At 66.2% G+C, this 24,410-nt stretch carries 21 protein-coding genes; 4 read left to right on the top strand and 17 right to left on the bottom strand.

Translation table 11 applies throughout. From position 1 onward, the window contains the following. Positions 1–109: 109 nt before the first annotated feature. The 5 genes from dbpA to DIE22_RS25610 all read right to left on the bottom strand — a co-directional run bounded on the left by dbpA (position 110) and on the right by DIE22_RS25610 (position 5,213). Positions 110–1,507, bottom strand: coding sequence for an ATP-dependent RNA helicase DbpA (gene dbpA, locus DIE22_RS25630; RefSeq protein WP_124500017.1), 1,398 nt, complete (start codon positions 1,505–1,507; stop codon positions 110–112). Further along, positions 1,504–1,701 carry a hypothetical protein gene (locus DIE22_RS25625; protein ID WP_124500016.1) on the bottom strand — a complete coding sequence of 66 codons (198 nt, stop codon included), beginning with the start codon at positions 1,699–1,701 and terminating at the stop codon, positions 1,504–1,506. The genes dbpA and DIE22_RS25625 overlap by 4 nt, the downstream gene beginning before the upstream one ends. Before the next feature lie 463 nt (positions 1,702–2,164). Then, the gene (mqo, locus tag DIE22_RS25620) at positions 2,165–3,826 is read right to left on the bottom strand and encodes a malate dehydrogenase (quinone) (protein WP_185640683.1); all 1,662 of its coding nucleotides are present in this window, start codon (positions 3,824–3,826) and stop codon (positions 2,165–2,167) included. A gap of 516 nt (positions 3,827–4,342) precedes the next feature. After that, positions 4,343–4,663 carry a hypothetical protein gene (locus DIE22_RS25615; protein WP_124606365.1) on the bottom strand — a complete coding sequence of 107 codons (321 nt, stop codon included), beginning with the start codon at positions 4,661–4,663 and terminating at the stop codon, positions 4,343–4,345. 61 nt (positions 4,664–4,724) lie between these two features. After that, positions 4,725–5,213, bottom strand: coding sequence for an Lrp/AsnC family transcriptional regulator (locus tag DIE22_RS25610; RefSeq protein WP_057926304.1), 489 nt, complete (start codon positions 5,211–5,213; stop codon positions 4,725–4,727). 125 nt (positions 5,214–5,338) lie between these two features. On the opposite strand from DIE22_RS25610, the gene DIE22_RS25605 reads away from it, so the two are divergent. Together DIE22_RS25605 and DIE22_RS25600 are read left to right on the top strand one after the other, a co-directional pair. Further along, positions 5,339–6,376, top strand: a complete 1,038-nt coding sequence (locus DIE22_RS25605; RefSeq protein ID WP_124606364.1) for a histone deacetylase family protein — start codon at positions 5,339–5,341, stop codon at positions 6,374–6,376. Positions 6,377–6,446: 70 nt separating this feature from the next. Next, on the top strand, positions 6,447–7,592 hold the full coding sequence (locus DIE22_RS25600) for a branched-chain amino acid ABC transporter substrate-binding protein (RefSeq protein ID WP_124606363.1): 1,146 nt from the start codon (positions 6,447–6,449) through the stop codon (positions 7,590–7,592). A 54-nt stretch (positions 7,593–7,646) separates the two neighbouring features. Here the strand turns inward: DIE22_RS25600 and DIE22_RS25595 are convergent, their stop codons facing one another. Further along, positions 7,647–8,522 (bottom strand): mechanosensitive ion channel family protein, encoded by an 876-nt coding sequence (locus DIE22_RS25595; protein ID WP_124500011.1) that lies wholly within the window; start codon positions 8,520–8,522, stop codon positions 7,647–7,649. Between the two features lie 329 nt (positions 8,523–8,851). Here DIE22_RS25595 and DIE22_RS25590 point away from each other — a divergent pair, with 329 nt between their 5' ends. Then, a complete protein-coding gene (locus tag DIE22_RS25590) occupies positions 8,852–10,222 on the top strand; it encodes a M23 family metallopeptidase (protein WP_124500010.1) in 1,371 nt (456 codons plus the stop codon). Between the two features lie 497 nt (positions 10,223–10,719). Here DIE22_RS25590 and DIE22_RS25585 read toward each other — a convergent pair whose 3' ends face one another. The 3 genes from DIE22_RS25585 to DIE22_RS25575 all read right to left on the bottom strand — a co-directional run bounded on the left by DIE22_RS25585 (position 10,720) and on the right by DIE22_RS25575 (position 12,996). Beyond that, positions 10,720–11,457, bottom strand: a complete 738-nt coding sequence (locus tag DIE22_RS25585; protein WP_124606362.1) for a fucose-binding lectin II — start codon at positions 11,455–11,457, stop codon at positions 10,720–10,722. 193 nt (positions 11,458–11,650) lie between these two features. Continuing rightward, the gene (locus DIE22_RS25580) at positions 11,651–12,475 is read right to left on the bottom strand and encodes a fucose-binding lectin II (RefSeq protein WP_124606361.1); all 825 of its coding nucleotides are present in this window, start codon (positions 12,473–12,475) and stop codon (positions 11,651–11,653) included. A 131-nt stretch (positions 12,476–12,606) separates the two neighbouring features. Beyond that, positions 12,607–12,996, bottom strand: coding sequence for a fucose-binding lectin II (locus DIE22_RS25575; RefSeq protein WP_124606360.1), 390 nt, complete (start codon positions 12,994–12,996; stop codon positions 12,607–12,609). A 675-nt stretch (positions 12,997–13,671) separates the two neighbouring features. Here DIE22_RS25575 and DIE22_RS25570 point away from each other — a divergent pair. Continuing rightward, a complete protein-coding gene (locus tag DIE22_RS25570; RefSeq protein ID WP_124500006.1) occupies positions 13,672–14,076 on the top strand; it encodes a peptide ABC transporter ATPase in 405 nt (134 codons plus the stop codon). A gap of 186 nt (positions 14,077–14,262) precedes the next feature. On the opposite strand, the gene DIE22_RS25565 is transcribed toward DIE22_RS25570, so the two are convergent. The 8 genes from DIE22_RS25565 to DIE22_RS25530 are packed head-to-tail and all read right to left on the bottom strand — an operon-like array spanning position 14,263 to position 24,374. After that, positions 14,263–15,741, bottom strand: coding sequence for a hypothetical protein (locus DIE22_RS25565; protein WP_124606371.1), 1,479 nt, complete (start codon positions 15,739–15,741; stop codon positions 14,263–14,265). After that, positions 15,738–17,105, bottom strand: a complete 1,368-nt coding sequence (locus DIE22_RS25560; protein ID WP_124500026.1) for a glycoside hydrolase family 71 protein — start codon at positions 17,103–17,105, stop codon at positions 15,738–15,740. The genes DIE22_RS25565 and DIE22_RS25560 overlap by 4 nt, the downstream gene beginning before the upstream one ends. After that, positions 17,102–18,391, bottom strand: a complete 1,290-nt coding sequence (locus DIE22_RS25555) for a hypothetical protein (protein ID WP_124500005.1) — start codon at positions 18,389–18,391, stop codon at positions 17,102–17,104. The genes DIE22_RS25560 and DIE22_RS25555 overlap by 4 nt, the downstream gene beginning before the upstream one ends. Beyond that, positions 18,379–19,557 carry a glycosyltransferase gene (locus DIE22_RS25550; RefSeq protein ID WP_260426764.1) on the bottom strand — a complete coding sequence of 393 codons (1,179 nt, stop codon included), beginning with the start codon at positions 19,555–19,557 and terminating at the stop codon, positions 18,379–18,381. The genes DIE22_RS25555 and DIE22_RS25550 overlap by 13 nt, the downstream gene beginning before the upstream one ends. Then, positions 19,517–20,611: a polysaccharide pyruvyl transferase family protein gene (locus tag DIE22_RS25545; protein ID WP_124500004.1), complete on the bottom strand. Its 1,095-nt coding sequence runs from the start codon at positions 20,609–20,611 to the stop codon at positions 19,517–19,519. Before DIE22_RS25545 ends, DIE22_RS25550 begins: the two co-directional genes overlap by 41 nt. Continuing rightward, positions 20,598–21,659 carry a glycosyltransferase family 4 protein gene (locus DIE22_RS25540; RefSeq protein WP_124500003.1) on the bottom strand — a complete coding sequence of 354 codons (1,062 nt, stop codon included), beginning with the start codon at positions 21,657–21,659 and terminating at the stop codon, positions 20,598–20,600. Before DIE22_RS25540 ends, DIE22_RS25545 begins: the two co-directional genes overlap by 14 nt. After that, positions 21,656–23,911 carry a polysaccharide biosynthesis tyrosine autokinase gene (locus DIE22_RS25535; protein WP_260426763.1) on the bottom strand — a complete coding sequence of 752 codons (2,256 nt, stop codon included), beginning with the start codon at positions 23,909–23,911 and terminating at the stop codon, positions 21,656–21,658. Before DIE22_RS25535 ends, DIE22_RS25540 begins: the two co-directional genes overlap by 4 nt. A gap of 25 nt (positions 23,912–23,936) precedes the next feature. Then, complete coding sequence (locus tag DIE22_RS25530; protein WP_124606369.1) at positions 23,937–24,374, bottom strand: low molecular weight protein-tyrosine-phosphatase; 438 nt, start codon at positions 24,372–24,374, stop codon at positions 23,937–23,939. Between the last annotated feature and the right edge of the window lie 36 nt (positions 24,375–24,410).

The following is a 24,410-nucleotide window of genomic DNA, read 5'->3' as shown; positions in this document are numbered from 1 at the left end:
CCTTTGCCTCTTTCGGGCGGGTGCCGGCCGCGGGGGGCTATCCGTCCGGGGGGTGTTGGGGGGGTTGTGCCGCGGGGCGCGGCTGCGGGGGCAGCCGCGCCGCTTGCGGTCACTCCTCGTCCATCAACCGGACCTTGACCCGCTTGCCCTTGATCTTCCCCGCATTGAGCTTGCGCAGCGCGTCGCGTGCGACGCCGCGCTCGATCGCGACATAGGTCGAGAACTCGGTCACGTTGATCTTGCCGACCTGCTTGCCGTCGAATCCGGCATCGCCGGTCAGCGCGCCGAGCACGTCGCCCGGGCGGATCTTGTCCTTGCGCCCGCCGAGGATCTGCAGCGTTTCCATCGGCGGCAGCAGCGTGTCGTTGCCGGCCGGCTTCAGTTCCGCGAGCGGATGCCATTCGACGTCGCGCTTTTGCGCCTGCTCGATCGCGCCGACGCGACCCATCTCGTCCATGCTGGCGAGGCTCAGCGCCCAGCCTTCCTGGTCCGCGCGGCCGGTGCGGCCGATGCGGTGCACGTGCACTTCGGGGTCGGGCGTCACGTCGACGTTGATCACCGCCTCGAGCTGCGCGATGTCGAGCCCGCGCGCGGCGACGTCGGTCGCGACCAGCACCGAGCAGCTGCGGTTCGCGAACTGGATCAGCACCTGGTCGCGCTCGCGCTGTTCGAGTTCGCCGTGCAGCGCGAGCGCGTGGAAGCCCTGCGCGTGCAGCACGTCGAGCAGGTCGCGGCATTGCTGCTTGGTGTTGCAGAACGCGATCGTGCTCACCGGCCGGTAGTGGTTCAGCAACTGGCCGACCGCGTGCAGCCTCTCGGTTTCCGTCACTTCGTAGAAGCGCTGGCGGATCTTGCTGTTGTCGTGGCGCTCCTCGAGCTTTACTTCCTTCGGGTTGCGCAGGAACTGCTGGCTCAGCTTCGCGATGCCGTCCGGATAGGTCGCGGAGAACAGCAGCGTCTGGCGCGTCGTCGGGCACATCCGCGCGACTTTCGCGATGTCGTCGAAGAAGCCCATGTCGAGCATCCGGTCGGCTTCGTCGAGCACGAGCGTGTTCAGCGCGTCGAGCTTCAGGTTGCCGCGGTCGAGGTGATCCATGATGCGGCCCGGCGTGCCGACGACGATATGCGCGCCGTGCTCGAGGCTCTGCGCCTGCGGGCGCATCGGCGTGCCGCCGCACAGCGTCAGCACCTTCACGTTTTCCTCGGCGCGCGCGAGGCGGCGCACTTCCTGAGCGACCTGGTCGGCGAGTTCGCGCGTCGGGCACAGGATCATCGCCTGCACGTCGAAGCTGCGGGTATCGAGGCGCGCCAGCAGCGCGAGCGAGAACGCGGCGGTCTTGCCGCTGCCCGTCTTCGCCTGCGCGATCAGGTCGTGGCCGGCCAGTGCGATCGGCAGGCTCGCGGCCTGGATCGGCGTCATGTCGACGTAGCCGAGCTGCGCGAGGTTCGCAAGCACGGCGGGCGTCAGCGATAGCGCGCTGAAGGGCGTGGCGGTCGGCTGGGTCATTCCAGGTCTCCGAGGTAAGGACGGCCTGCCATCTGCTCGTAGACGATCGTGCCGTCTTCGGCCTCGAAGCGTTCGAGATAGTTGCGCGCGCCGCACAGCGGGCAGCGGAACAGCAGCCCCTGGCCCTCGTCCTTGATGACGACGTCGGACTGCTCCCACTGCGTGCCGCAGCTCTGGTTTCGGCAGGTAAACACGGTTTTTCTCCAGCTGAATTCGGTTGGTGGCGCGCCCGGCGGGCGCGGCAACGGTGTGCGGCGCTCGCGCGGCTCGGGCGCGGGCCGCACCGGCGGTCGCGTGGACCGCGTCGATGCGGATGGTGGATCGGGGGCGACAGCGTCGCGCGTGCCCGCAATTCTAGCGGATGCGGGTGGCCGGCAGCGGACGATCGGTAGCGGGCTATCGGTAGCGGGCTATCGGCGGTGGGATATCGGCAGTGGGTAGCCCGGCAGTGGACGACCGGCGAGGACGACCGGCGAGGACGACCGGCGAGGACCACCGGCGAGGACCACCGGCGAGGACCACCGGCGAGGACCACCGGCGAGGACCACCGGCGAGCGCGCCGCCGGTCGATGCGCGCGGTGCTGCCCCGTCCGCCATGAAAAACGGCCGCCCCGGAGGGCGGCCGTGCGTTCGCGCGGAAAAACGGGGCCGGACGCGTTACAGCGCCATGTCGGCCGCTGCCTTCGCGGGGCTCGCCGGGGCGGAGCCCGTCGCTTGCGACGGCGCCGTCAGGTCGATCTTCGGCGGCGGCGAGAGTTGCAGCACGTCGCTCGTATAGGTCCATTCCTCGACGACCTTCGCCGGGCTGTCGTTCAGCTTCGTGCCGTAGCTCGGCACGATCTGGCGGATCTTCTGCTGCCATTCGGGCGTCGCGACCTTGTCCTTGAACACCTTCTGCATCAGGTTCAGCATGATCGGCGCGGCCGTCGACGCGCCCGGCGACGCGCCGAGCAGGCCCGCGATGCTGCCGTCCTGCGCGCTGACGATCTCGGTGCCGAGCTTCAGCACGCCGCCCTTCTTCGGGTCGCGCTTGATGATCTGCACGCGCTGGCCGGCCTGCCACAGGCGCCAGTCTTCCTTCTTCGCGTCCGGGAAATATTCCTTCAGCGCGTTGAAGCGGTCGTCGTCGGACAGCATCAGCTGGCCGGCGAGGTACTGGACCAGCGGGAATTCGTCGACGCCCACGCGCATCATCGGCGCGACGTTGTGCAGGTTGGTGCTCTTCGCGAGGTCGAAGTACGAACCGTTCTTCAGGAACTTGGTCGAGAACGTCGCGAACGGCCCGAACAGGATGATCTTCTTGCCGTCGATGATCCGCGTGTCGAGGTGCGGCACCGACATCGGCGGCGAGCCGACCGACGCCTTGCCGTACGCCTTCGCGAGGTGACGCTTCACGACCTCGGGGTTGTCGGTCACGAGGAACGAGCCGCCGACCGGGAACGCGCCGTAATCCTTCGCCTCGGGGATGCCCGACGCCTGCAGCAGGTGCAGCGCACCGCCGCCCGCGCCGATGAACACGAACTTCGCGTCGACGGCCTGCGGCGGTTCATCCGAATGCAGCTTCACCCACGACACGTGCCACGTGCCGTCCGCGTTGCGCGTGATCTCGCGCACTTCGCTCGACAGCGACAGCGTGAAGTTCGGCTGCGTCTTCAGGTAGCCGACGAACTGGCGCGTGATCTCGCCGAAGTTCACGTCGGTGCCGATCGGCGTCCACGTCGCCGCAACCTTCTGGTTACGGTCGCGGCCTTCCATCATCAGCGGCACCCACTGCCTGATCCGGTCGTAGTCTTCCGAATACTGCATCCCGCGGAACAGCGGGCTCGCCTGCAGCGCGTCGTAGCGCTTCTTCAGGAAGCGGACGTTGTCGTCGCCCCACACGAAGCTCATGTGCGGCGTCGAGTTGATGAACGAATGCGGGTTCTTCAGCACGCCCTGCTTGACCTGCCACGCCCAGAACTGGCGCGAGATCTGGAACGACTCGTTGATCTCGATCGCCTTCGAGATGTCGATCTTGCCGTCCGCCTTCTCCGGCGTGTAGTTCAGTTCGGCGAGCGCCGAGTGGCCGGTGCCCGCGTTGTTCCAGCCGTTCGAGCTTTCCAGCGCGACGCCGTCGAGGCGCTCGACCATCGTCATCGACCAGTCGGGCTGAAGCTCGTGCAGCCACACGCCGAGCGTCGAGCTCATGATGCCGCCGCCTACCAGCAGGACGTCGACCTTCTTCGTATCGGCGGCGTGCGCGGACGACGCGGCGACGCACAGCGCGAGCGCCGACAGTATTACCCGTAACGTTTTGATCACAGCAGATCCCTTTTTCAACTTGGATGCATCGGTTTGCCATGCCGCCCGGCCGATGCGGAATCGCAACCGGCTCGCGCATCCGGAGATCCGGATCGCGAATCCGGAATTCCGGACCGACCGCGTTCGACGTTGCATTTGCGCACGCGAAGCCGTTGCGAAGGACACCTTCGGATCGGCTTCATGCGCTCATGCAATCACAGGCTTCACGGTCGTGCGACGGGCGCGCAGGCCCTTGCCGCAGGCCTCGCCGGACGGCGCCTCGGACCGTGTCGAAAGCGGCCGCGCGCAATGCGTTCCGCGGGGGCGGGATGGCAAGGGGCGCGTAATATAACCGAACTCGATTGCCGTGTCGCAGGCGCGGAATATCCTTGTTTTCGTGGGGTTTTTTGCGTGTCCGGGTTTCCGGAATGACGGTGCGCGGAACGGGAAAAACGGTCGGGATCAGCGGGGCGAAACGCGCGCGACGCGCATGTCGCGCGTCGCGCATGCACTTCATCGAGTCGCGGCGTTGCACCGCGACCCGGTCACATCACTTCACTTTGCTCCGCCGTTCCGGCAGAACTGCTCGTACCCCTGCGCCGAATTCGCGAAGCCGCGCGCCTTCGCGAGTTCCCACGGCCGCTCGCATTGCTGCGTCTGCTCGCACCATGAGTAGCCCGCCGAGCCGATGCAGCCGTGCGCGTCGCGATCGCCGCCGACCATCGGCGGCGCGGCCTGGGCGGTCTGTGCACCCTGCGTGTCCTGCCCGGCGACATCGGGCGGGAGAGGGGTGGGCGGCTGCGTCGCGCACGCGCCCAATGCAAACGCGAGAGCGATCGTGGCGGCAAGCGACGCGGAAGAAATGAGATGTTTCATACGGTAGCGCTCCATGGGATGAAGGTCGACAGCGGATGCCCGTGCGCGGGCGCATGAACGATCACGCATCCGGCACCGGCACGCGTGACGAGAACTTGACCTCGCGTAGCGCGAGGCTCGACTGGATCGACGACACGCCGGCCTGCTTGCGCAACACGCGTTCGACGAATTCCGCGTACGCGTCGAGATCGGTCGCGACGACCTGCAGGATGTAGTCGGCCGCGCCGGTGATCTTGTGACACGACGTCACTTCGTCGTGACGCCGCATCACGTCCTCGAAGTGATCCGAATCCTGGTCCGAATGCATGTTGAACGTGACCTGCACGAACGCGAACACGTTCATCCCGAGCGCGCGGCGGTCCAGGTTCGCCTGGTAGCCGGTGATCACGCCTTCGTCCTCGAGCCGCTTGCGCCGCCGCCAGCACGGCGTGACGCTCAGCGACAGCCGTTCGCCGAGCGTCGCGTTGGACAGCGCGCCGTCTTCCTGCAGCAGGCGGAGCATCGCGCGGTCGACGCCGTCCAGTTCCACCGAAGCGCGATTTTTGCTCATTCCCGGGTCTCCGTAGACGGTTTTCTCAAAATTGTACGAAACGAAGAGGTGAAAAGCAAAGCTATTGCCGGCCGGCGTCAATAGACTGTTGCCACCCCTCACAGCTTTCACTGCAACGGTCAACCATGCTCACGGTCTACAGCAGCGATCATCATCTGCATCGCGGCGTCGAACTGAAGGACGGCGCGATCACCGATTCGTTCGAGAATCCCCTTCGTGCCGAAACGGTGCTTGCGCAAGTCCGCGCGGCCGGCCTCGGCGACGTGATCGCGCCGCGTGCGTTCGATCGCGCGTGCTATGCCGGCGCGCACAGCGCGCGCTACGTCGACTTCCTCGCCGGCGCATGGGACGAATGGACCGCGACCGGCCGCACCTGCCAGGCGCTGCCGCTCGTGTGGCCGGTGCGCGCGATGCCGTCGGCCGCCACGCTGCCCGACTTCATCGACGGCAAGCTCGGCTTCTTCTCGATGGATGCCGGCGCGCCGATCAACGCGGGCACGTGGGGCGCGGTGAGCGCGAGCGCGAACTCGGCGCTCACCGGCGCTGACCTGCTGTCGAACGGCGGCGCGCGCGCGGCGTTCGCGCTGTGTCGGCCGCCTGGCCACCATGCGGGCCGCGAGTACATGGGCGGCTACTGCTACCTGAACAACGCGGCGATCGCCGCGCAGCACGGCATCGCGAGCGGTGCCGCGCGCGTCGCGGTGCTCGACGTCGACTTCCACCACGGCAACGGCACGCAGGACATCTTCTACGACCGTCCGGACGTGCTGTTCGCGTCGCTGCACGGCGAGCCGGCGGTGTCGTATCCGTACTTCTCGGGCCATGCCGACGAGCGCGGCACCGGCGCGGGCGAGGGCTTCAACCTGAACCTGCCGCTGCCGAAGGGCACGCAGTGGGACACCTACTCGGCGGCACTCGGCCAGGCCACCGCAGCGATCGCGAAGCACGCGCCCGACCTGCTCGTCGTGTCGCTCGGCGTCGACACGTTCGAGCACGACCCGATCAGCCATTTCAAGCTGCGCTCGCCCGACTACCTGCGGATCGGCGAAGCGCTCGCGCGCCTGGACCTGCCGACGCTGTTCGTGATGGAGGGCGGCTACATGGTCGAGGAAATCGGTATCAACGCGGTGAACGTGCTGCTCGGCTTCGAAGGGCGCGCGTGAGCGCATCGCTTTGCCTGCAATCAACGACGGTCCTGATCACGAACCAAGAGCGACAAGGAAGGAGACGAACATGAATCGACATCGGAACAAGACGGCATGCGCGACCGCGGCCGCGCTGGCGTGCGCATTGTCCGCGCTGTCCGCGTACGCTGACGAGGTCGTGCGCATCGGGCACGTCGCGCCGCTGACCGGCGCGATCGCGCATCTCGGCAAGGACAGCGAGAACGGCGCGCGGCTCGCGGTCGAGGAGATCAACGCGAAGGGGCTCGTGATCGGCGGCAAGAAGATCACGCTGCAGCTCGACGCGCAGGACGACGCGGGCGACCCGCGCACCGCGACGCAGGTCGCGCAGCGGCTCGTCGACGACAAGGTGGTCGGCGTCGTTGGCCATCACAACTCGGGCACGTCGATTCCCGCATCGCGTGTCTATCGCGACGGCGGCGTCGTGCAGATCTCGCAGGCCGCGACCAACCCGACGTACACGCAGCAGGGCTTCAAGACCACCTATCGCGTCGTTGCGACCGATGCGCAGCAAGGGCCGGCGCTCGCGATGTACGCGGCGAAGCACATGGGGATCAAGACGGTCGCCGTGGTCGACGATTCGACCGCGTACGGGCAGGGCCTCGCGACCGAGTTCGAGAAGGCCGCGAAATCGGCCGGGATGAAGGTGATCTCGCGCGACGCGACCAACGACAAGGCGATCGACTTCCGCGCGATCCTCACGAAGATCAAGGGCGAGAACCCCGACGCGATCATGTACGGCGGAATGGACGCCACCGGCGGCCCGCTCGCGAAGCAGGCTCGCCAGCTCGGCATGCGCGCGAAGATCCTCGCCGGTGACGGCGTGTGCTCGACCGACCTGCCGAAGCTCGCGGGCCCGGCGTCGGACAACGTCGTGTGCTCGGAAGCCGGCATCGCGCTCGAGAAGATGCCGGGCGGCGCGGCGTTCGTGAAGCGCTACGAGGCGCGCTACCACCAGCCGATGCAGGTGTATGCGCCGTTCTCGTACGACGCGGTGTACATCATCGTCGACGCGATGAAGCGCGCGAATTCGACGGACCCGGCGAAGGTGCTCGCCGCGATGCCGGCCACCGACTATCGCGGCGTGATCGGCGAAACGAGCTTCACGCCGCAGGGCGACCTGAAGCACGGTGCGATCTCGGTGTTCACGTACAAGAGCGGCAAGAAGGCGCTGCTCGACATCGTCAGGATGTGACGCAGGCGGGGCGCGCCGTGCCGCGCGGCATGCGTGGTTGTGCGCCCCGAAGGTTTACGACGCCTGTACGCGACGAGGTTCGGCCTGTCGCGGCTGTCCGGCATCGTGCACGATGTGCAGCTCGCGCGTGCGGATCGGCAGCGCGCAGTCCGCGTCGTCGAGCGTCTTGCGCACCTGGCGCGCGAGGCGCCAGCGCATCGCCCAGAACGTGTCGGTGTGCGTCCACACGCGCATGTTCGCGATCGCCGTGCTGTCGTCGAAGCGCATCACCATCACGTCCGGCGCGGGATCCTTCAGCACGTCGGGGTCGGCTTCGGCCAGCGCGCGCAGCGCGTCGAGCGCGCGATCGATGTCGTCGTGCACGGACACTTCCACTTCGAGATCGAGGCGGCGCGTCGGATTGCGCGTGTAGTTGCGGATCGAGCTGCCCCACAGCGCGCTATTCGGCACGTATTCGCAGATGCCGTCCGGCTTCGTCAGCCGCGTCATGAAGAGCCCGACCTCGTCCACCGTCCCCGCGACGCCCGTGCCGCCGTCGATATAGTCGCCCACCTTGAACGGCCGCAGCAGCAACAGCATGATGCCGGCCGCGATGTTCTGCATCGTGCCCTGCAGCGCGAGCCCGATCGCGAGGCCGGCCGCGCCGAGCACCGCGACGATGCTCGCGGTTTCGATGCCGAGCTGCGACAGCGCGCCGACGATCGCGACGATGCGGATGCCCCATACGGCGACGTCGCAGAGGATCGGCCGCAGCGTGTCGTCGACGCGCTCCTTGTTCGCGAGCAGGCGGCTCAGCCAGCTGCCGATGCGTTTGGACAGCCACCAGCCGGCGACGAGCAGGGCGAGGCCGGCGCAGAGCCTGAGTGAAAGCGTGGACAACGCGTTCCACAGGAACGTCCAGCGTTCCGGATGAAGATGATCGAGAAACATGACGGGATTCCGGTTTGAAGACAGAAGGCGCGACAGGCGGCATCGTCCGCCGTTGTCGGGCAGGCTTGCGCATGCGCGCCGGCAGCCCTCGACTGTACACGGCGTTCGGCGGTTCGCGCGCATGCACGGGGTCGGATCTCACGCATCTTCGCCATGAAATCGCGCTTTAGTTCATGTACTAAGAGTGTCTAAGAACAAATAGGACTGGTCCTATTCAGCCATGTTTGCCATGCCGATACACTCGCTTCCAGGCTACCGGATCGCGATGATCGTTCGTCCGCGGCAACCGGTTCTTTTCCCGTTTTTCATTGATAGCGAGTGACGACGCGATGCGGTTCGACCTGTGTTTACGTCTCGCACGCGAACAAGGTCGATCCGCGCAATGCGGCGCCATCCGCTTTCCGCTTCGCCGCGCGCTGGTGCGCGGTGTCGTTGTTGCGGCGTGGCTTGCCGGCATGCAGGGTGCGGTGGCGTGGGCGTCTTCCGATGCCACGCCGTTCGCGCCCGTGACGGCGCAAGCAGCCGACCTTGTCGACGTGCCCTTCTTCAGTTCCGCCCGGACCATCTGGGGCGGCCTGCTGGCATCGACGGTGGTGCCGGGCATCGCGCCGGCTTCGCCGGCGGCCCGTGTGCGTGCGGACGCCTATTCCGGCATGTTCGTCGTGCGCGCAGGCGCATGTGCGCCGTACGTCGTCCTCTGCGACGCGGCACGCGATGCGATCGAGCGCGATTACGCGGCCCGCTTCGACTACGGTTTCGCATCGCCGCTTCCGGCAATCGGCATGCGGCCTGCATTCGAGCCGCGTCATGCCGATCTGGCGTCTGCCGAGCCGTTCGTGCTTGTGGAGCAGGAGAGCGGCACGCGTGTCGGCGCGATCACCGGCAGCCTGCGCGCGTCGCTCGCGCGTGCCGATCTGCCGGCCGGCGTCGCTGCGCAGGTCACGCGCATGACGGCCGGGCGGCTCGATGTGACGCAGCATGGCGCGCTCGGCGACACTTTCCGCGTGGCGTTCGAACCGGACGACAGCGCAACCCTGCCGGGCGGCGTGCGCGTGACGGCGCTCGATATCCGCTTTCGCGGCCAGCGCGTCGCGGCGGTGTGGTTCGCCGCGGACGCGGGATCGTCGGGCGCCTACTACGATCTCGACGGCGTGCCCCTCGCCGGCGCGCGGTTCGCGATGCCAGTCAACACAACGCGGATCAGCTCGCGATTCGGCGCGCGCGTGCATCCGGTAACCGGCGCGCGTCATGTACATTCCGGCGTGGATCTCGCCGCGCCGACGGGCCGTGCGGTTCATGCGTCGGAGCGCGGGGTCGTGTCGTTCATCGGCACCGAACCGGGCGGTTACGGCAAGTACGTGGTGATCCGTCATGACGGGGGCTATGCGTCATATTACGCACACCTGTCGGCATTCGAGCCGGCGCTGCGAACCGGCGCGCGGGTCGTGCGTGGCCAGCGTGTCGGTGCCGTCGGCAGCACCGGGACCGCGACCGGTCCGCATCTGCACTTCGAGGTGCGGCGCCATGCCCGCCTCGTCGATCCGATCGAACTGGTGCAGGCGGCCAAGGCGGCGAAACTGACGGGCGAGCAGCGTGTGGCGTTCAACCGCGTGGCCCATGCCGCGCGCGCGCAGTTGGCCGCGGCCACGGGGACGCGATCTCTCGCGATGTCGCAGTCCGGCGCACCGCACGACGGCTGATCATCAAGCGGACGTCAGCCGCCTCGACCGATCGGTGCAGACCGCTCAGGGCGATCATGCCACGCAGATCGGCGAAGAATGCGGACGGCAGGTGTCGACGGCGGCGACGGCTCAGGTGTGGACGCTCGATGTTCGCATAAGGCAGCGTTTGACGACATCGGCACGCGATGCACGCGGAGCTCGTGCGGAGCCCTCGTGGATGCAGGAAAGGTGGCGGCACCCACCGACCACCGTCGAACGATCACGCCTGAACCGGCGACGCGATGGTGCACGGCACTCGATGTCCGAAACGAACCTTTGGCTTCCTGTCAACCACGACCGGCACCTCGCACGACGATCGTAGTCGCGGCTCGCGCATATCGGCCCCGGCTGAATTTGCGTCAGCGAGAAGGGATTGCCTCGCATGCGGCCGCATGCGGGAAAGCTGGCCCGACGCCGAATCGCGACATCGACAGGTGCGGCGATTCGGCGTAACCGTGTCAGGCTGCGTGACGCAATCAGCCCAGCGGCCAGTTCAGGATCGCGATGCCGTCGTTGTAATCGTCATCCGTTCCGTCCTCCGACCCGACGAGCCCGAAATAGGTCTTCTTGAAAATGTCGACCTGACGCGAACCGATCTTCGACGGCTTGCCGTTCGCCGTCACGACCACGCGCACCTTCCCTTTGCCCGAGTTCACGATCTGCGTGTTCAGGTTCGCGTCCTGCGTACCGGCGCCCTGGAACGTCGCGGCCGGCTTCGCGTTGTCGTCGACGTAGACTTCGATCGTCTGCTGCGCGGACGAATTGACCAGCGCCGTCACGCCGAATGCGATGTTCGGCGGCAGGTTGAAGATGCCGTCGCGTTCGCCGCCGGTCGTCGTGGTATCCGGCTGCGCGGGCTGCGGTTGCGGCGTCGCTTTCGAGAAGTAGTTGACCACCGCACCGACGCCGAACTTCGCCGCGGCCCCGGGCAGCACGCCGGGCGCGCCGGCCCACGTCACCGTGCAGGCGACCACCTGCCCCGCCGCATCGGCCTTCACCTTGTTCTGCCAGCTGCCGACGTCGAAGCTGTACGGGATGGTCGCGATGTCGACGAACACATCGTACTGCGGCAGCTTTTCCACGAGCTGCGCGGTCATGAACTGGCGCATCCGGTCGAGCACCGCCTGGTCGCCGTTCGCCTGTACGGCGGTTGCATCGTTGCCGGCGAGTTGCAGCAGTGCGTACAGATCGTCATGGGTAAACGGTTGTGACATGTCGTCCTCGTCTCGATGAAAGGTCTCGCGTCGCGCGACCGGTGAGTGGATCTCGCCGTTGTCGCGCGCGGAGCACAGCGTGGGACTGCAAATGACTGCTCGGATGAATCGATTCGCAATGCGTGGTTGGCCCCGTCGCCATTGCGGGTTCGACAGCGGCGCGCACGCCAGGCCGCGCCGCGCATCGCCGGGTTCAGCCCAGCGGCCAGTTCAGGAACACGACGCCGTCGTTGTAGTCGTCGTCGGTGCCGTCTTCCGAGCCGACGATCCCGAAGTACGACTTCTTGTAGAGATCGACCTGCCGCGAGCCGAGCCGCGATGGTTTGCCGTTCGCCGTCACGATCACGCGCACGCGCCCCTTGCCGGAGTCGAGCACCTTCGTGCCGAGGTTCTGGTCCTGCACGCCGGCGCCCTTGAACGTCGCGGCCGGTTTCGGGCTGTCGTCGATGTAGATGTCGATCGTCTGGTCGTTCGCCGCGTTGGTGAGCGCGGTGACGCCGAACTTGATGTTCGGCGGCAGGTTGAACGTGCCGTCGCGTTCGCCGGCGCCGCCGACGTTGCCGCTGCCGGTGTTGCCGCCCGCACCGGTTTCGCCGGTTCCGCCGCCTTGCGACGACGATTGCGCGGCCGTTTCACCGATCGCGGAAATGCTTGCGTACGAGTCGATATGCATCGCGCTGCCGCGCACGCTTTTCCACTGGCCTTTCACGAACGTGACGCCGCTGCCGACGTCGATCGTCGCGACGAGCGTGAACGGCATGCGGCCGGTGGCTTCGGGCACCTTCGACGAATAGGTGAAGCAGCCGTCCGCGACGACGCCCTTGTCGGTCGCGATCGCGAAATAGATGCCGGGGAAGTTGTTGCCGGTCGCGTACGGCGTCGGCACGTTGAGGATGACCTGCAGTTTTCCGTCGCGAATCTCTGCCTTGGCTATGTCGATATGCAGGCCCGGGATGTCGACGTACGTCTCGGACGTGACAACGGGCGCGCTGTTGATCGAGGCCGAAAGGAGGGGCATGGAAGTCTCCGGTGGTAACGCGGTTTTAGAATGCGATGGTGCGTGAGGTACCACTCGACGGGAGCGAACCGCCGGCCGGCCTGCCGCCTTTGGGCCGGCCGGCGTCGGCCGGTCGTCGATCGTGCGTCAGGTCAGCCGATCGGCCACTGCAGCACGACGATGCCGTCGTTGAAGTCGCTGTCGTGACCGTCTTCCGACACGACGATCCCGAAGTTGACCGTGAACGGCGAGCCGTCCGATTTCTTGCCGTTGACCGGCGCGAGGCGCGCGTCGGTGGCCGACGTCTTGCCGTTCACCGTCACTTCGAAGCGGAGCTTGCCGTTACCCGAATTCAGCGTCGCTTCGCGCGGGCCGTCGCGCGTGGTCAGCTTGTGATAAGCGGCGGGTTCCTTGCTGTCGCCGATAAACAGCTTGATATGCTGCTGCTCGGCGGCATTCGCGAAGAAAATCGCGCGGAAGTCGGTGTTCGGCGGGATCGAAAACTCGCCGGCGCGATTCGAGGACGTTTGAGAGTCGGCCATGCTTTCCTCCTGGAGATCGATGGATAGGGCGCTTCACCGTGTCGCGCAAACGTTTGCTGTTTTAAACACGGCTCGGCCAGCATGGCGAAAAATAAATGAAAAAATATTCGGCCTGGAATGGGAATTGTTCAGAAAATCGAAAACTGAAACAGTCCGATTTAATGGCGATAATTCGAGTGCCTGTTAATCGATATATTCGAGAAATTATATCGAGGCGCGTCGCGATTTCTTGAATAATGGGTGGTCACGCAGGCGGGAATGGCGGGGAGGATCCAGCTTCGGAGCAGGCGCTCGGCGTTCGCATATGGCAGCGTGCTGTTTCAACATCGTCTTTCTCTGTCGTGGCCGCGCCCACCGGCCACCACCGAACGCCCACGCCGAAGCCGGATCGCAAGGGAGGGGTGCGGCGCCGGCGAAGCATGATGACCGGCTCACTCCGAACTTGAACAGGGCACTTCACCGGCACCGCACCCGGGAAGCATATCGACCGGTTGGCGCGGCGCCTATCGGACGAGGCTGATTCTTGCGTGCGATGTTGCCGGGCGCGGCCTGATATACCTGACAGGCGCTCAATTTCGAGATTTTCAGTATCGTGCAAGCAGCGCGCGCTGCCCGACGTTCGGCGGCTTTTTTCATTCAACCGGCCCCATGCCGGGCTCTCCCGAGGACAGTGCGATGACGAAACCCGATATTCTGAAAGGTGATATCAAGGGACAGGCGCAGGATGCAGATCGCCACAATCTGGCGCGGCCCGCGGTGAACGGCGCACTGTGGGCGCGCGGCCTGACGACGCAGCGCGTGGCCGATCTGTTCAGAACGCTGCCGGGCCTGCCGGGACACTGGATGCAGCTGCAGAACGAGGTCAACGCCGGCAACCGCTATTTCTATGGCGTCCAGAACGGTCACCAGACCACCGACGAGGGCAAGGAACTGATCCGCTGGATCGCCGACGCGGTGGTCAGCGCCGCGCAGAAGGCGGGATTCGATTTTCCGTTGCAGCAGCTTCGGTTTACGGCCGATACCGGGTGGCTGAAGCTGCAGCGGGTGTCGGGGCGGGTGATGGTGTTTTCGCGGCCTTGAGGTCGGGAGACGTGCCGCGACGCAGGATCGTCCTCGGATCGGCGGCGCGAGCGAGTCGATAAGCGCTATGTAAGTGCTATGGCTTCATCGCCGGCCGTTCTCCCGGATGTCCGACGCCGTCGGTGCCGCCGGCAATACCCGGCGGAGTGGGCGGTTCAGCGAGGCCGGACGCCGGTTCGGGGGAGACTAACCGCGAACCCGCACGCCATGCGTGCATGAATCATTCGCGTCGCCGCGCGATCGTCGCGGTTGCCGGAGCACGAACGCCATCGGCAGGCCGAACAGCAGGACCCATCGCACCGTGTAGTACACGATCACGTTCGAATCGAACAGAAAGAACAGGAACGGCAGCGGCCACATCACGGCCCGCAGGGGCAGCCATCTGCGAGCGCGGATTCCGGTGTTGTTCTGCACGACAAGCAGAATGGCGGGAATCGCAAACGACAAGACGAATCCCGCGATACCGAAGTTCACCAGGAACTCCCCGGGCATGCCGAACAACAGGGTCGTCTTGTCGAGCGCGGTGCGTTCGAGATCGCGAACGATCCGGGATTTTTCCAGCGCGAACGTGTCGGGCCGGTTGCTCCACAGCGCACTTGGGACGATCGACGCGAGCGCACCGGCGAAGCTTCGCCCCATCGGGTAGGCATAGGCCGGTTGCGCGACCGTATCGATCGCCAGTGCCTGCACGTCGAAGCGCGACAGGTCACGAAACAGGAACACGCTGACCGGTCCCATGCTCAACTCGAGATCGCGCTGCTCGGCAAACCGCTGCGACAGATTCGCAATGTCGTTGTAGCCGAGGCCGAATTTCAACGGCATCAGCAGCAGGCCGGTCAGCGCCACGCCGGTACCGGCGATCTTGATCGTACGCGGACCGATTCGAGCGACGAAGCCGTGATAAATGAACAGTGCGAACACCAGCACGAAGACGACACCCTGACGACTCCCGGCGATGCCGGAAGAGAGCCAGCCCAGCACGCCGAGCTGAACGAAGGCCACCACGGTCAGCACGACGCTGCGGCGGCGTCGCATCGTGAGGCAAACGAATATCCACAGCGGCGAGGTGTTGGCCAGCGCCTGAATGACCCCCAAGCCGCGAAACGGATCGTTGTCGGTGCCCGTTTGCTCGACCCGCATGTCATACAGCTCGGCGATTCGTGCGTAACCGCCCAGCTTGACGTAGATGAAAGCGAGCGCACCGAGGGACAGACACGCGAACAGACTGGCGAGGCCGCTGACCCGCACGCCCGGTTCGAACCGAAATACGGGGTTGCCGAGGCGGCGCGCGTTGACGTCGAGCGTCAGCTTGACGACCAGCACGCCGGCGAGGCTCAGGAAATACCAGAGCGCGACGGCCGGATCGTCTTGCGGCAACAGTCGCAGATAGATCTCGTCTCCCGCCAGCAGTTGCCACAGCGGGAATACGCCGAGAATGAAGAACAGAAAGATCCGGAACCAGCGTACGGTCGGGGTTCTCGGCCGAATGCCGGCGATCGCCAGCAACAGCGTGCCGTTCAGTAGCAGCAGCACGCCATGCATGCGCCCGGTCAACAGCAGGGCCACGACGATCGCGGCAAGCGCGCCGACGGCGAACGTCGTCCGCATCATGTGCCGGTGATGGCCTTTGGGGCGCATCTCGATGTTCGAACGCAAGGGATTCATCGGGACTGTCCCTGGGGCGCCCAACCGCTGTAGTAGCCGTACTGGCTGCCGCCGCCGGGCTCTGCCACCACCAGCTCGCCCGCATACTCGAGCACGACCTGCTCGTTGCGAACGATCGAGAACGTCGGCCGCCCGGGCGTGCTCGGGACATCGACAAACGAAATTCCGGCCGGTAGCGGCCGGCGGTCCGCGCGCGCGTTCTGGCCGATTGTCAGCACAGCGGGGCCGGTCAGGAATACACACACGAATATGCGATCGACGAGCGGCCCTTGCGGCGTGCGCGGCGACCCGTATGTCGACGCCGACGGACCATGGGCGGCAGCGTCGCCTTGCCCGGCCGGACGCGGACGATAGAAAAAGAACAGCTCGTCGCGCACGATCGGCGGTTCGATGCCCGTCTTGAACCAGCGGATGTAATGACGCGACGCGCGCAGATAGCCTTCGTGGCTCAGGATCGGGCCGAAGCGCGCGTCATACACGCAGGCCTGCCGGGCTGCCCCGGTCGGCGCGACATACGTCGATTCAGCCCAGTCGTTCCAGGTCACGATCTGCACCCAGGTCGCGCGGGACTCGATCGCCGCGCGCCATTCCTCCGCCATGCCGGCAAACCCGAGCGTCTCGAACGCGCGGTAGTTCGTGCCTTGCGGCAAACCCCGGTAGTACGGCGTCACCGGGGCCATGAAGACCTTGCCGGCGCTGTGCAGGGCCGGGGCCAGTGCGCGCGTGGAGCGGGCCAGCAATGACGGTGCGCCCGCCGCACCGAAATAGAAATAGCCGTCCGCGGAGCGGATTTGCCGGACGATCTCGGCCGCCACGTTCGCGTCGATTTCCCGTTCGCCGGTGCGCGGAGACAGATGCGGGACAAAATACGCACCGAGGCGTCTGGCGGTCTCGATCAGCGATCGTGCACGGGTGCCGTGCCGCCCGCCCAGCGCGTACGCGGACAGCACGGGCCGTCCGTCCACCGTCAACTGCGCAAGGCGTCCGCGAACGGTCCGGACGATGTCCTCGAGTTCGTCCTGTGCATTGCCGTCGGCGGACACGAACAACCTGAACGCCCCGTCGAACCGGTCGGCGGTGTTGTAGATCGTCTCGACCCGCCGCTTGTAGTACGGCTCGGAAGCGTCCCACCCGCCGCAATTCAGTGCGAAGCCGTCGATGCCGGCCGCCATCGCATCACGCATTTCCTGTGCATACTGTTCGGGGCCGGCCGCCTTTCCGCCTCTCGGCCAGGCCACCATGTAGTGTGCGAAAACCCGCCGCGTGCCCGGCGCGGCGCTCGTCTCGCCGGTACGTGCGCGAAGCAGCCCGCCAGGGGTCAGCGCGGCCGCGACCGTCGTCGTGATGAAGGATCGCCGTTTCATGGCTGCTCCCGCTCGGCGCCCGCCGGAAGCGGCGCGGCTGGCAGGGCATGACCCGTCAGCAGGACACATGACGACGCCAGGATGATGAACGCCGCCGTGCCGACGCCGCAAATCGCGCCATAGGCGCCGAACTTCCAGCCGAGTGCCGCGACCAGCGCAAGCGTGAGGACGGCCTCGAACGACGCCATCTTCACGAAGGCTTGCCGGCTTCGCGCATACAGCCACAGTGACAGAATCCTGCAGAGAAACACCAGGCACGCGCCCAGCAGCACGGCGAACACGAATGCAAACTGACTGGCCCGGCCCCCGAGCGAATGAACCGGAAACAGACGGATCTCCAGCAGCGCGTACGCTGCGGCGGCCAGCACGCCCCAGCATGCCAGCACGCTCGCCACGAGCTTGCGCCCGAGCCGGATACCGCCGATCAGCCGCAACACACGCTCGCCGTTTCCGCCGATCGCCAGCGAAAACGACTGTCCGAAATTGAAGGCGAGATTGTTGAAGCCTTTGGCGACGCGATACAGCGCGGCACCGGCTGGCCCCGCGACGGCGGAAACGATCAGGACGTCGAGGTGCTTGGCACCGGACAGCACCGCGTTCGCATACCAGCTGCTCAGCATGTCGCCGCGCGCCTGCACGATAAAGTCGCGATACCAGCGCAGCCCGCTCGCCCCGGTTGCCGGATATCGGCCTGGCTCGAGACCGGTCGTGCCGCGACGCGTCACCCACAGGTAGGCACCCAGCAGCAGCGCGCCATACGCGGCCTCGACCAGCAGCAGCAGATCGGGAAAATGGCCGCGCAAGCCGTGGTATTCGGCGAGCACGGCGATGACAGCCAGGCGCGAAAGCGCCGAGATCGTCGAGATGACCAGCACGACGCCATTGCGCCTGGTCACCCTGAAGAAACCGAGCGCAAAGTGCGACAGCCCGTAACACACGGGCGCGAGCACGAGCACGGCGGTCCAGTTCGGCAGCGCGATCGAGCCGGTCCGGCCCAGCAGCGCGCAAGCCAGACAGAACAGCACGGTCGAGCCGAATGCGCTGAGGCAGTCGAGCCGAAGCAGGTTCGGAAACCGCGCCCGGATGCGATCGATCGTATAGATGCGCGCGGAACCGAAGTTGAAGGCGTCGATGGCGACGTAGAACAGGGCCAGCAACGCATACGAGCGCCCGACGAGCATGGGGTCGAGGAGATGCAGCGCCAGTGCCGCCACGACGAAATTCACCAGTGCCGGCAATCCGGCGCTGGCGGCGACATGGATCAGGTCGACGTTCAGGCGGCGCATCGCTCGACCAGGTAACGGCAGTACGCGTCGTATTTTTCCTGCAGCGCCGAATGGGAAAATTCGGCGGCTTTCGCCTGCTGCCTGATGCTCATGTCGACGAGCTGGGCGCGGTCGAGCGCGACTGCCTCGACCGCGGCCACGATCGCGTCGACCGAGCCGGCCCGGATCACGTCGCTCGCAGGCAGGACTTCCGGTATTCCGCCCACGCCGGTTCCGAGCACCGGCGTGCCGACGGCCATCGCTTCCAGCATCGCGCGCGGCATTCCTTCCTGAAGCGACGGCAGCACGAACAGATCGTGCTCGGCGACCGTCGCGCAGGCCGTCTCCGACGATACCTGTCCGCGGAAGTTCACGACGTTCGCGATGCCCAGCGCGTGTGCCAGCGCCTCCAGCTCCCCGCGCAATGCACCGTCGCCGACGAGCGTCAAGACGACGGCCACGTTCTTGCGCTTCAGGCGCGACACGGCTTCGAGCAGCGCCACGTGTCCCTTGCTCCGGTCATGCATCATCGAGACGTTGATCAGCCTCAATGACCCGGGCCGCGCGAGCGCGTCGGGATCGCGTGCCGCGAAGAGCGCGTTCGGCAGGAAGGCGTCGCTGAAGCCGAACGAATCGGCACGCGAGCGCGCCGGATACTTCGCCTGCAAATAGGCTTCCGTCACGTATCGCACGCTCTGCGCGCGCCGTGCGGCAAGCGCGGTCGAGCTGCAATGGATCCATTTCGCGACGCTGCGCAACGGATGGTTCGACGCACCCTTCCTGAAGTAGTCCTCCGGATCGGCAACGATTTCGGCCGAGAACGGCTTTCTCGTGATCCAGCACAGCAGGAGTGCAAGTGTCGCCACATTGCCCGGAAAGCGGATCATCAGTGTTTGCGCGCTCCGGATGACGCGGCACAGGCGTGCCGCCGTGCGCGGCAAGCCGGCGAGCCAGCGGCGGCCGCCGCGAACTGCGCCGAGGTCGACGAACGACGTGCGCGGCCCGGTTACGACGGAGCCGATCGGCCGGGCTTTCGGAAACGCGCGGGCGACGATCCGCACCGCGTCGAAATGCGGCGCGAACCGGCCGGCGAACTTCTCGTGGCCCATATGCGGACTGTAGATTTCGTCGCCGACGCGCGAAAAATTACCGTCCATCACAAAGGTGATTGAACTGCTCGATTTCATGACGGATCCTTTCCACCATCTCGTTGTAGCGAGTCGCGCCTGCCGTGCGCAGCGCCTGCCAGTACGTGCTGTCGTCGCGCGCAAGCTCGCGTGCCAGTGCGGCGACGCGGTCCGCGTCGAAGTCGCTGGCGTGCACCACGTAGCGCGACAGGCCGAGGTCGTCATACGCGGCCCGGCCTTTTCGTTCGTACGCGATATGAATGCTCGGCACGCCGGCCAGCACGCTTTCGAGGCTACCGTGCAGCCGGACGGAGACCACCACCGGACGCTCCCGCGCGACGAGCGTCGCCAGGTCGTCGACCTGCCCGATGCCGAACGTGTCGCGATAGAACGTGTCGTCGCCGTTTCCGCGGCCGCTGCTTTGCAGCGCGAATCCCGCGTCCGGCAGCCGCTTCGCGACGCAACGCAGACGGGCGACATAGTCATCGCGATACGGTTTGCCCTTCAGGTCGCGGAACACGAACCGGATCGGGCGGGCGTGTTCGGCTGGGCGCTCCGCATCCGGCTCGCTGCGTGGCGTCCGGCCGATCTCGAGCACGACGAGATCGCCCGTGCGAATGCCGTGCGGATGCGCAAGCTCGTCGACGCTCTGGCCGTCGCGCAGGAACACGACGTCGACGCAACGCCGCACCAGCGCCGCCAGCAAGGTGCCCGGCAGCGACCGCAGCGGACCGATGCTCTGCGGCAGATAGATCGATCGCTTCGAGCGCCGCAACGCCGTGCAGGCCAGCTGGCTGCCGTGCGCGACGAGCGATTTCCAGCCTTCCATGCCACTGGACGCGCGCAGGTAGCCGCCGCCCACGCCGAAGAACAGCGCCGGCCTGGCGCGGCCGAAGCCGCGCACCGATTCGACGCAGAAACGGGCCAGCGACCAGAGGCGGACGTTCGCGTCGTCGAGATAGCCGTGGAACGAAGCCGGATCGAGGCAGACGATCGTGACGACGCCATCGATGCCGGCGGCGCGGATCGCCTTCAGGCTCAACTTGACCAGCAGGCCGTCGCCGCTGTTTCGCGAGCTGTATGCGTGCAGCAGATAAACGTCAGGCTTGTTCATAGATCCGCATCAGCGATTTCAGGAAATGTTCCTGCCTGAAGGTCTGGTCGAATACGTGCCGGGCGTTCTCACCCATGCGCCGGCATTTGTCGACCGTCAGGCGGTTCAGGTTGTCGGCGAGGCATTGCCCGGTGAGCTCGGTGAGGATGATCCCGTTGTAGCCATGGATCACCTGCTCGGGCAGCGAGCTTTCGCCGGAGACGACGAGCACCTTGCCGGCGCGCATCGCCTCGATCGGAACGAGTGCAAGCCCTTCCCAGCGGGATGGCACGATCACGACGTCCATCGCCTGCATGGCGGCCTTCGTCGCGGCTGCATCGACCCAGCCGTGGTAGACGATCCGGTCGTCGCCGGCCCGCTCCGCCGCGACGCCGCCGCGCACCGCCACGCCGTACACGTTGATCTCGATGTCCGGCTGCAGCGCCGGCATGGCGTCGAGTACGACGTCGAAACCTTTCTGATAGTCGAGGCGGCCGAAATAGCCGACGCGTATCGTCGATGTGCCGGACGGACGATCGAGGGCGGTCCCGGACTCGTCGCCGGCTATACCCGTATAGACGAGGTCGACCTTCGACATCGGCAGCCGGTACTTGCGTGCCGCTCGCAATTCATCCAGCGACATGCAGACGATCCGGTCGCATCGGGTCGCCAGCAGGCGCTCCGTCAGCGCATAGCCCAGCCGCGTCACGGTGCCGACGTCCTTCTTCAGGAACGCCCAGGCGTGGGGCGTGTACAGGACCTTCGCGTGGCGATGCCGGAGCAGCCGCACGTACACGCCGGGGAACGTGCTGTGGCAATGGATCACATCCGGGCCGATGGCCTTCAGCAACGCCCGGATCTCGCGCGCGACCCCGGCGATGCGCGCCGGATGCCGGCTCGACCGGTATCCGATCAGCGTCAGTCCTTCGACGCCGGCCGTGCCGGTCATCTTGTCGGGATCGCAGATCAGCAGGACTTCATTACCCATCGCGATCTGCTCGCGAGCCAGCGCGCCGACATAGGTGGCAATGCCGCCCACCCAGGTTTCCACGACGTGCACGATCTTCATGACGTCTCCCGCTCGCGCGTGACGGGCGTGTCGCCGTTCGCGTCGGTCGAGCCATACGGCGCATATCGATAAGCCCCGTATCGGGAGCGATAGCCGAATGCTCGCGTATCGACGCCGTTGAAGAGGACGCCGAGCAAGCCCGACGAAATCCTGTTCAGCTGTTTCGACGATTCGGCGATCTCGCCGATCGTCGTTTGTCTGGCGCGCGTCACGAGGAGGGTCGTTGCGCAGTGCGGCGCCAGAATGCTGGCGTCCGACACCGCGAGTACCGGCGGCGTGTCGATGATCACGACGTCGTAGGCGGCGCTCATCTCGTCGAGCAGCCGGATCGTCGGTTCGCCCAACAGCAACTCCGATGCGTGCTGCGAAGTGGCGCCCGTCGGGATGAAGTCCAGCCCCTTCGATACGCCGCGCAGCGTGGCGCCATGCAGCGAGACGCGTCCCGTCAGCAGGTCCGACAGCCCCGGCGCGCTCGGCACGTCGAACGATTTGTTCAGGTGACCGCGCCGCATGTCCGCATCGACCAGCAGCACGCGCTGACCGGCGGCGGCCATCACGGCCGCCAGGTTGGAAGACACGAACGACTTGCCGACACCGGGGCTCGGCCCGGTCAGCAGCACACGGTTGTTGTCCGCGTCGAGCAGGGCCAGGCCGAGGGCCGTGCGCAGGCTTTTCAGGCTCTCGATGGAGGGGTCGTACGGGTTCTCGTCGGCGAGCAGCGACGGGACGCTCCCGCGTCGGGCGGCCGAAGCCGCGGCAGCCCGCTGCGCCGCCGAATCGGGGATCGTGCCGTAGACGTTCAATCCGGTGCGGCGCTCGATGTCGTCCGCGTCCGTGACACCGCCGAACAGCGCTTCGCGCGCGACCGCCGCCGTGACGCCCAGCATCACGCCGAGAATGGCGGACAGCGCGAGAATCAACGCCTTGCGCGGTTCGACCGGTTCTTCCGGGACGGGGGCGTTGTCCACTTCGCGAACGTTGCCGACCTTCCCGGCCGACACCAGCTTCAGCTGCTGGATGTTGTTCAGCACGCCGACATACATTTCGTTGCCGACCTCGACGTCGCGTCGAAGCCGGAGTTCGTCCTGTTCGACATCGGGAAACGCGTGCAGGCGCGCCGACAGTCCATCGATCTTCTGCTTCGCGGCCTCGATCTGGCGATCGAGCGCCTGCATCTCGGGATGGCCGGCCGTGAACCGGGTCGACGCCTCCGCGCGCTTCTGCTGCAACGCCAGCAGCGTCGCCTGGGTGGCGATGCTGTCCTGCAGGTAGGCCTGCGCCTCGATGCCGAGATTGAACGTGCCGCGCTTGCGCCGCATCGCGTTGAATTTCGCTTCGGCCTGTTCCAGGTTCTGCTTCAGTTGCGGCGCGACGTTCTCGAGGAACGCGAGGGACTTCTCCGCCTCGGCCGATTTCCGCTTGACGTTCTGGGCGACATACGCGGTGCCGATCGTATTGAGGATGTTCGCCACCGTATCGGGATCTTCACCCTTCAGCGACACGTTGATGACGTTGCTCTGCTTGCGAATCTCCGACACGTTCAGGTGTTTCTGCAGTTGCTGCAGCGTCTTCAGTTCGGAATGGCGTTCCACCCGGAACACCACGCCCGGCCGCGCGTGGAGTGCATCGACACGGATCCGGAACGTGCCGCCGGCCTGCGTCGATTCGACGAGATGCCCGAGTGCGCCTTCGATCGGCTGGTCGAGATCGCCGTTTTCCAGCCGGAAGCGGCCACCGGGCAGTGCCGTCAGTTCGAATACGTCGCCCTCGAAGGCTCTCGGAACGTCGAACGTGCCGATATCGATCGACTCGGTACCCCAGCCGTATCCGCCGAACCCGAACAGACCGGGACGGGACAGGCCGTGTGCGCGCGCGGCGATCGCCTTGCCGATCAACGGGAAGCGCTTCGGCGTTGCGTCGATATACAGGCGCAGGTTCTTGACGGCATGACCGACGACCATCCTCGACTGGAGGATCTCGATCTCGGCCGCCGCCTGGATCTTCGCGTCGAAGAGCGACGACACGCTACCGAGCAGGGAGTCGGCCGCCCCCGTGCCGTCTTCGACCTGAATCAGCAGATTCGACTCGTAGATCGGGCGCGCCAGCCATGCATAGGCGGTGCCGAGTGCAAACACGACCGCCGCGATGCCGACCACCAGCCAACGATTCGTCAGCAGCAGATCGACATACCGCACGAGTTCCGGCTCGTCGCCCAGGCCTGATTCGGGTGACGGGTTGGATGCCTTGTTCATGGAAATCCTGTTCATCATTCAACGCTCATCTCAGTGCCTGGATCTTCGGCACCCACGCGTTCACGCCCCGGTCGATCAGGGAATAGGCATGCCTGAACGCATCGATCGGCTTCAGGTACGGATCCGGCACATCCATGCCGTTCCGTTCGTCGAGGCGGAACACGCGCCCCAGCGAAAATGGATAGCGCGTGACGATCTCGCGCTGCTGGCTGGCTTCCATCGTCAGGACGATGTCTGCGCGACGAACCAGTGCTGTGGTGAGCTGCTGCGCGCGATGCGCGGAAATGTCGATTCCGGCTTCGGCCGAGACGGACGACGCGAGCGCATGCGCCGGTGCCCCGACGAGTGCCGACGTGCCGGCCGAGATCACCTCGATACTTGGCAGTCGCGACCGCAGCAGCCCCTCGCCGATCGGGCTGCGGCAGATGTTTCCGGTGCAGACCACGAGAATGGTGCGAATCATCTTTCCTCCGGCTTCTCTCTTGGGATATTCGTATCG

This window comes from Burkholderia sp. Bp9142, assembly GCF_003853415.1.
Classification (GTDB): Bacteria; Pseudomonadota; Gammaproteobacteria; order Burkholderiales; family Burkholderiaceae; genus Burkholderia.
Note: the sequence above shows the minus strand (reverse complement) of the source record. Positions and strands in the feature narration are given on the sequence as shown.

Coding starts and splice junctions, on each gene's coding strand:
- dbpA (WP_124500017.1), bottom strand. CDS start 1,507: ATGACCCAGCCGACCGCCACGCCCTTCAGCGCGCTATCGCTGACGCCC.
- DIE22_RS25615 (WP_124606365.1), bottom strand. CDS start 4,663: ATGAAACATCTCATTTCTTCCGCGTCGCTTGCCGCCACGATCGCTCTC.
- DIE22_RS25610 (WP_057926304.1), bottom strand. CDS start 5,213: ATGAGCAAAAATCGCGCTTCGGTGGAACTGGACGGCGTCGACCGCGCG.
- DIE22_RS25605 (WP_124606364.1), top strand. CDS start 5,339: ATGCTCACGGTCTACAGCAGCGATCATCATCTGCATCGCGGCGTCGAA.
- DIE22_RS25600 (WP_124606363.1), top strand. CDS start 6,447: ATGAATCGACATCGGAACAAGACGGCATGCGCGACCGCGGCCGCGCTG.
- DIE22_RS25595 (WP_124500011.1), bottom strand. CDS start 8,522: ATGTTTCTCGATCATCTTCATCCGGAACGCTGGACGTTCCTGTGGAAC.
- DIE22_RS25590 (WP_124500010.1), top strand. CDS start 8,852: ATGCGGTTCGACCTGTGTTTACGTCTCGCACGCGAACAAGGTCGATCC.
- DIE22_RS25585 (WP_124606362.1), bottom strand. CDS start 11,457: ATGTCACAACCGTTTACCCATGACGATCTGTACGCACTGCTGCAACTC.
- DIE22_RS25580 (WP_124606361.1), bottom strand. CDS start 12,475: ATGCCCCTCCTTTCGGCCTCGATCAACAGCGCGCCCGTTGTCACGTCC.
- DIE22_RS25575 (WP_124606360.1), bottom strand. CDS start 12,996: ATGGCCGACTCTCAAACGTCCTCGAATCGCGCCGGCGAGTTTTCGATC.
- DIE22_RS25570 (WP_124500006.1), top strand. CDS start 13,672: ATGACGAAACCCGATATTCTGAAAGGTGATATCAAGGGACAGGCGCAG.
- DIE22_RS25565 (WP_124606371.1), bottom strand. CDS start 15,741: ATGAATCCCTTGCGTTCGAACATCGAGATGCGCCCCAAAGGCCATCAC.
- DIE22_RS25560 (WP_124500026.1), bottom strand. CDS start 17,105: ATGAAACGGCGATCCTTCATCACGACGACGGTCGCGGCCGCGCTGACC.
- DIE22_RS25555 (WP_124500005.1), bottom strand. CDS start 18,391: ATGCGCCGCCTGAACGTCGACCTGATCCATGTCGCCGCCAGCGCCGGA.
- DIE22_RS25550 (WP_260426764.1), bottom strand. CDS start 19,557: ATGAAATCGAGCAGTTCAATCACCTTTGTGATGGACGGTAATTTTTCG.
- DIE22_RS25545 (WP_124500004.1), bottom strand. CDS start 20,611: ATGAACAAGCCTGACGTTTATCTGCTGCACGCATACAGCTCGCGAAAC.
- DIE22_RS25540 (WP_124500003.1), bottom strand. CDS start 21,659: ATGAAGATCGTGCACGTCGTGGAAACCTGGGTGGGCGGCATTGCCACC.
- DIE22_RS25535 (WP_260426763.1), bottom strand. CDS start 23,911: ATGAACAAGGCATCCAACCCGTCACCCGAATCAGGCCTGGGCGACGAG.
- DIE22_RS25530 (WP_124606369.1), bottom strand. CDS start 24,374: ATGATTCGCACCATTCTCGTGGTCTGCACCGGAAACATCTGCCGCAGC.